Annotated in this window: 7 protein-coding genes and 1 tRNA gene; 7 read left to right on the top strand and 1 reads right to left on the bottom strand. The window is 41.7% G+C overall.

The genetic code is table 11. The annotated features are described in order from the left end of the window. Nucleotides 1-188 precede the first annotated feature (188 nt). From PY364_RS15690 to PY364_RS15660, 7 genes are all read left to right on the top strand, one after another. A tRNA-Lys gene (locus PY364_RS15690) sits at nucleotides 189-262 on the top strand. A 187-nt stretch (nucleotides 263-449) separates the two neighbouring features. Next, entirely contained in the window at nucleotides 450-983 is a 534-nt protein-coding gene (locus PY364_RS15685; protein ID WP_275523902.1) for a phycobiliprotein lyase, read from the top strand. A gap of 68 nt (nucleotides 984-1,051) precedes the next feature. Next, nucleotides 1,052-1,651, top strand: coding sequence for a chromophore lyase CpcT/CpeT (locus PY364_RS15680; RefSeq protein WP_275523900.1), 600 nt, complete (start codon nucleotides 1,052-1,054; stop codon nucleotides 1,649-1,651). Between the two features lie 229 nt (nucleotides 1,652-1,880). Continuing rightward, entirely contained in the window at nucleotides 1,881-2,765 is an 885-nt protein-coding gene (locus PY364_RS15675; protein ID WP_275523899.1) for a phycobilisome linker polypeptide, read from the top strand. A gap of 110 nt (nucleotides 2,766-2,875) precedes the next feature. Beyond that, complete coding sequence (locus PY364_RS15670) at nucleotides 2,876-3,643, top strand: phycobilisome rod-core linker polypeptide (RefSeq protein WP_275523898.1); 768 nt, start codon at nucleotides 2,876-2,878, stop codon at nucleotides 3,641-3,643. A gap of 268 nt (nucleotides 3,644-3,911) precedes the next feature. Continuing rightward, nucleotides 3,912-4,217: a CpeR family transcriptional regulator gene (locus PY364_RS15665; RefSeq protein WP_275523897.1), complete on the top strand. Its 306-nt coding sequence runs from the start codon at nucleotides 3,912-3,914 to the stop codon at nucleotides 4,215-4,217. A 110-nt stretch (nucleotides 4,218-4,327) separates the two neighbouring features. Next, entirely contained in the window at nucleotides 4,328-4,984 is a 657-nt protein-coding gene (locus PY364_RS15660) for a HEAT repeat domain-containing protein (RefSeq protein ID WP_275523895.1), read from the top strand. Between the two features lie 35 nt (nucleotides 4,985-5,019). On the opposite strand, the gene PY364_RS15655 is transcribed toward PY364_RS15660, so the two are convergent. Further along, complete coding sequence (locus PY364_RS15655; protein WP_343277578.1) at nucleotides 5,020-5,604, bottom strand: phycobilisome protein; 585 nt, start codon at nucleotides 5,602-5,604, stop codon at nucleotides 5,020-5,022. Nucleotides 5,605-5,682 lie beyond the last annotated feature (78 nt).

Genomic DNA, 5,682 nt, shown 5'->3' with positions numbered 1-5,682 from the left:
TGGCGGTGACTTGACCGCCAAGATGGCGGCGTTACGCATAACTTTTACGTAAGTCCTAATGTTGTGTGAGGGCGATCGCACTCTGTCTGGAAATCTCAGTTGTCTGCGGCGCGATCGCGCTAAATCTCTAAATTTTTGTAAATAGGACTTGCTTAGGCAATGCCGTTATGCTATATTAGTTTTGATCTGGGGGTATAGCTCAGTTGGTTAGAGCAGGTGACTCTTAATCTCAAGGTCGTAGGTTCAAGTCCTACTACCCCCATTGTAAAAAATATACTCTAACGGCATTAATTAGGAATCTATCCCTCTGTGGGTCACAGACGATCGTGAGTGCTCACAGGAAAAAGTATCATAAGATACAGAAATTCAGGTTACAGTTAAAAGATGAAACAAATATTGACAAAAATATTTTGAGTATTGACATTGTACAACATTGTACAATAATTGCCATGAGTATCAAACAGTTTGTTGAAAATTCACTTGGACGATGGCGATCGCAGCGCAGCGCCCATCACTTGACCTTCAGCCACTTTGAAGCTGTACAGTCAGTCATTGATATCGTTGCACTCTCACCCGATGATGAGGCAGTAATCAGCCTTTGTCAGTCCTATAAGATCGATCCAACCGAAGCAGTAATGCCCTTTCAAATGACCTGGGAAGGACAATCAGATTGGGATGAGAATGCCGAGGTAAAAGGTAGTTGTATCCTCGTACCAATCCCCGATCCCACTGTACCCAATCGGGGTAAATTATTGCGGGATCAAGGATATGCTGAAACCATTGCCGCAGTAGGTGACTATCATATCACAGAAGATGAAACTTTTGTCCTGCTAACTACCTACGATCGCGCAGCCGCCGAAGAAAAAATCTGGTTTGCCAATCCCAACTTACGATTTCGGGTTTCCCTAATTAAAACCAGTGGAGGAAGTGGAGTTGTCACCGCATCATTTGCCTCAGAAATTCGTTCACTTTCAGGGAAATAGTTAATTGTTAGTGGTTAGTGGTTAGTGGTTAGTTATTAATTGAAAGCTTTCTTCCTTATTTTTAGCTTATGAACTCAGTTAAAAGCAATGATTTAATCACCCTGGCTCAGTGGATGGCCGGTGATTTTAGCAACTACAAACAATCCTTTGATAACCCACAAAAATTTGCCCACATCCGCATCTTTTTTCGTCCCTTACCATTTGAATTTTTCAATGCTATTGGCTTTTACTCCGAACAGGTTTATGACCACGATCTTTGGAGTCCATATCGTCAGGGAGTTCATCGTTTAATTGACCAAGGAGAGCAAATTTATATTGAAAATTATAGCCTAGAAGATCCAATACAATACGCCGGAGCCGCACGAGAATTAAGCATTCTCAAAACTATTAAACCCGATTGTTTGCAACGACGCTATCACTGCTCCATGATTTTTAAACGAGATGGTGAAATGTTCCGAGGTAGTGTAGAACCTGGAAACCTTTGTCTGATCGAAAAAAGAGGTTGTTCAACTTACCTAGTAAGTGATGTAGAGATTACAGAAACAACCTGGGGTAGCCTAGATAGAGGTTTAGATGTTAATACTAATCAACAGATTTGGGGTTCAACTTTTGGCTCTCTAAAGTTTGAAAAACGTCAAAGTTTTGCGGCAGAATTACCACAGATATGATAAATTGTCAGCCTAATTAAGTTCAACTAGAACTCTTTATACTACATTGTATGAGTTTATATTACACATAAAAGTCTTGCAATACAAGGATTGATGTCAATAGCTAGATACATTTATGTAGTACGTACCCGCTCCCAAATCAGGTATAATGTTAATTTATGTAAACTTTTCTAATATAACGTCTAAGTATGGTAGCTTCTCATATAACACAATTGTGGAGATTTTTTAAATGGTTTTTGGCCCTGCATCTCGACTTGGAGTTAGTTTATTTGAAGAAACACCAAGTTTAGAACTCACTCCGGGACATTCACAAGAAGAAGTTGAAAGCATTATTCAAGCCGTCTATCGGCAAGTTTTGGGTAATGCCTACGTCATGGAAAGCGAACGAGCAACAATTCCTGAATCCCAATTCAAACGTGGCGAACTAAGTGTTAGAGAGTTTATCCGCGCTCTGGCTAAATCGGATGCGTACCGTTCGCGCTTTTTCGATACTTGTCCTCGCTACCGCTTTGTTGAACTCAATTTCAAACATCTTCTTGGTCGGGCTCCCGATGGCTTAGAAGAAATGAGAGCACATAGCACCATTTTAGATACTGAAGGCTTCGAGGCAGAGATTGATTCTTACCTCGATAGTGATGAATACCAAACTGCCTACGGGGAAAATATCGTTCCCTATTACCGAGGCTACAAAACCCAACCAGGACAAAATATGGTTGGGTTTACTCATATGTTTGCTCTCTTGCGTGGTGCTTCTAGCAGCGATTTGAAGGGCAGTCTTTCTGGCAAAACCCCTGTTCTGAATAAATTCGTGATTCAGCAAACTCCTCTACCAATAGTTCCCCCTTCAGGTGGTGCAGTTGGAGATGGTTGGGCATTCCAAGAGTCTGCTATCAATGCACGTAGCCGTGCGGGATTAGGCGCAGCAGCAGCAGGCAAAGTTTATCGCATTACTGTGACTGGATATCGCTCTTCAGGAACGACTGTGATGAACCAAGTCTCTAAATTGCGCCGTACCAATCAAGCCTATCTCGTACCATTTGATAGACTCTCACAAGAATATCAACGCATCCACCAAAAAGGCGGTGTGATTGCCAGCATCACTGCTGTCAACTAAAAACCCCTTAAACCTCTGCCTTAGCCACTTAGGAAATTATTTCCCTAAGTGTTTTTCGGCAATTGTTAATTCCTCGTTTTGAAGCGTTATTTATTTTCAGGAGAAACTGAATGAGTGTCGTTTTAGATGCGCCGGTAGAACTTTGGTCTACTAGCAGCCTCGAAGATAAGCAAGCTGTAATTCGCGCTGTTTACAAACAAGTCTTGGGCAATCCCCATGTCATGGAAAGTGAACGCCTGACGATTGCAGAATCTAAGTTGTACGATGGCACAATCACAGTACGAGAATTTGTCCGCGCTGTGGCTAAATCTGACTTCTATCGCAGTCGGTATTTTGAATCCTGCGCTCCTTACCGCTTTGTCGAGCTAAACTTCAAACATTTGTTAGGTCGCGCTCCCTTAGCTCAAGAGGAACTTTCTGAGCATATTTGTCGCTGTATCGAAGAAGGCTACGAGGCAGAAATTGATTCTTATCTCGATAGTCCAGAATATCAGGACAAATTTGGCGAAAACACTGTTCCTTACTATCAAGGCGCAAAAAGTCAAGTCGGACAAAAGCAACTCGGCTATAATCGCACCCTTTCCCTGTATCAGGGTTATGCGGGAGTTGATAGTGCTTTTACCGCTTCTCGCTTAGTTGACTTTGTGGCAAGTAATAGCGGTAACAAGATTACTTTACCAACAACAGGCGGTCGGATTAGCGCTTACAAAGATGCTACCGAAAAGACATTCAAGATTGTAGTCAAGGGGTCTAAATTTGACAGCCCTCGCCGACTAAGTAACACTGAATATCTCGTCTCTGGTGCGAAAATGACTCCCCAAATTCAGCGCATTCATCGTGCTGGTGGGAGTATTGTCAGCATCACAGAAGTTGCTTAAGACCTGGAGTTATTAGCGGATAGAGAAGTAAAGATTTGCTTCTCTATCCTTACCATTGTCTTCATTAAGATATCTCCTGCTTTCTCTAGAGCGAGTTTATTATTCGCTCTTTTTCTATGGAAAACTTGACAATAAAAACAGGACTTACGCACGCTTTATGTAACGCCGCCATCTTGGCGGTTTCTTTACCGCCAGGATGGCGGCGTTACGGATATTTTTGCATAAGTCCTGAACAAATCAATCAGTTTTCAAGCTGAGGAACTGAAAGATGTTACCCCCAATAGCTTGTAAAAAAATGCAGGCTTGGCTGCGAAGTCGCCACTTAATTTTTGACGGTAAATTTCTCATTTTTGAAACTTTGGACTATCCAGCAGTTGAGCGATTTGAGGAATGCGTTAACTGTCTAGGAGGGTGCTTAATTTCTGTTGAACCAGTAAAAAAACTTTGGATGGGAAATCATCGACAAGTGATTCTCTATCAAGCTAAAGCTAGTTTGCATACACCTCATCATGAACTGCGACAATATTGGTTCAAGTACGGCAGTTTTCAGACTCGATTTGATGAAAGAGCTTAGCTACTGTATCGAAGGAAGAAGGAAGAGGGAAGAGGGAAGAGGGAAGAGGGAAGAGAGAAGAAAGATAACTTTTTGGTTAAAATAAAGAAAACTCCTACTCTGTGATTCTTATGGATATTGACGAAATCAAAACCTGTCTGAACAATCCTGATTTTCAGTATCGACTCAAGGGGGTTGCTGCTCTCAAGGATTATAAACCAGAGATTGCTGTTCCTCTACTCAAAGGCAAACTTGATGACCCAGAATTTTTAGTACGTTCCTTTGTCAGCAGAGCATTTGGGGCACAACAAACTGCCGAATCCTTCGCCGCATTACTCCAAATTATGAAATTTGATAATACGCCAAATGTGCGGGCCGAGGCTGCTAATTCCCTTTCGCTTTTTGGAAAATGTGCTGCGTCTCATTTAGTCCTGACTTTTTTTCAGGATGACCACTGGCTGGTTCGTCGTAGCATTCTGGCAGTCTTAGTAGATATGGAGTGCGAAAATGAACTATTTGAAGTCTGTATGGAAGCCTTAGCTGGCGATGATATTGCCACCCAAGAAGCGGCTGTGGATGCACTTGGTATGTTAGTTGGAACCAGTCAGGAACAGGCAGCATTATCTCAGTTATTAGGATTAGTTGGTTCGGATTCTGAACGCATTCGTCAGCACGTTGCGTCTGCTTTAAAGGGGTTTCGTGACCCACAGGTGAGGGAAGTTTTGAGTCAACTTAGGCAAGACTCAAATCATCGAGTTGTTGCTGCTGCTTTAGAAAATTTGCTTTAGAAAATAAACAGTAAGGTTTTATACTGTTTAGTTGATTAAGCTTGACTAAATTGTTTTAATTCAGCGATTAAATGGTCAAAATAGAGACCCAAGAAAGCCCGGTCTTCAGAATTAAATTGCTGCAAGCTAACTTTTTTCAATTCTTCTAGTCCACAGAGCATCGCTGGAACGGGAACCCGCAATTCTTGATAAAGTAGCTCCATATTTTTGAGTCCTTCTTGGCTAGTAAATTGAGGATTATTACCCGCAATTCCATAGGTGATACAGCGTAGAAAATGCCAAAAATCTCGCCAACAGGCTTCGGCACGTTCGGGAGGATAAAGGTCGTTACCAGGCTCAGTGATGTTGGGAAAGTTGGCTAACACCTTTTTCCTTGCATCGGCAACAAGATTAGGAGCTTGCTCTCGCAATAATCTGGCTTTTTGTAGCATTAAAGAGGAATCATTAGCCAGATTTTTAATCTGTTCTAAATCCTCATCTGTAAGATATCGACTTTGATTGTCAGCCTGTTGAAAAATGGCAATTACTTCATCTGAATATAAGTTTTTCCAGGTGGCAAAACTGACAATTCTGGCTTTGGAAATTAATTGTTTTGCTCTTTCACTTAATTGCATAGTCATTAAATTAAGCTCAGTAGTTACAGCAGATAATTATACAAGACTTACACAGTGTTCACGTAACGCCGCCGTATCGGCGGT

It is taken from the genome of Kamptonema sp. UHCC 0994 (assembly GCF_029167235.1).
Taxonomy (GTDB): domain Bacteria; phylum Cyanobacteriota; class Cyanobacteriia; order Cyanobacteriales; family Microcoleaceae; genus Kamptonema.
The sequence above is the reverse complement of the archived record's forward strand: the minus strand, read 5'-3'. Positions and strand labels throughout refer to the sequence as shown.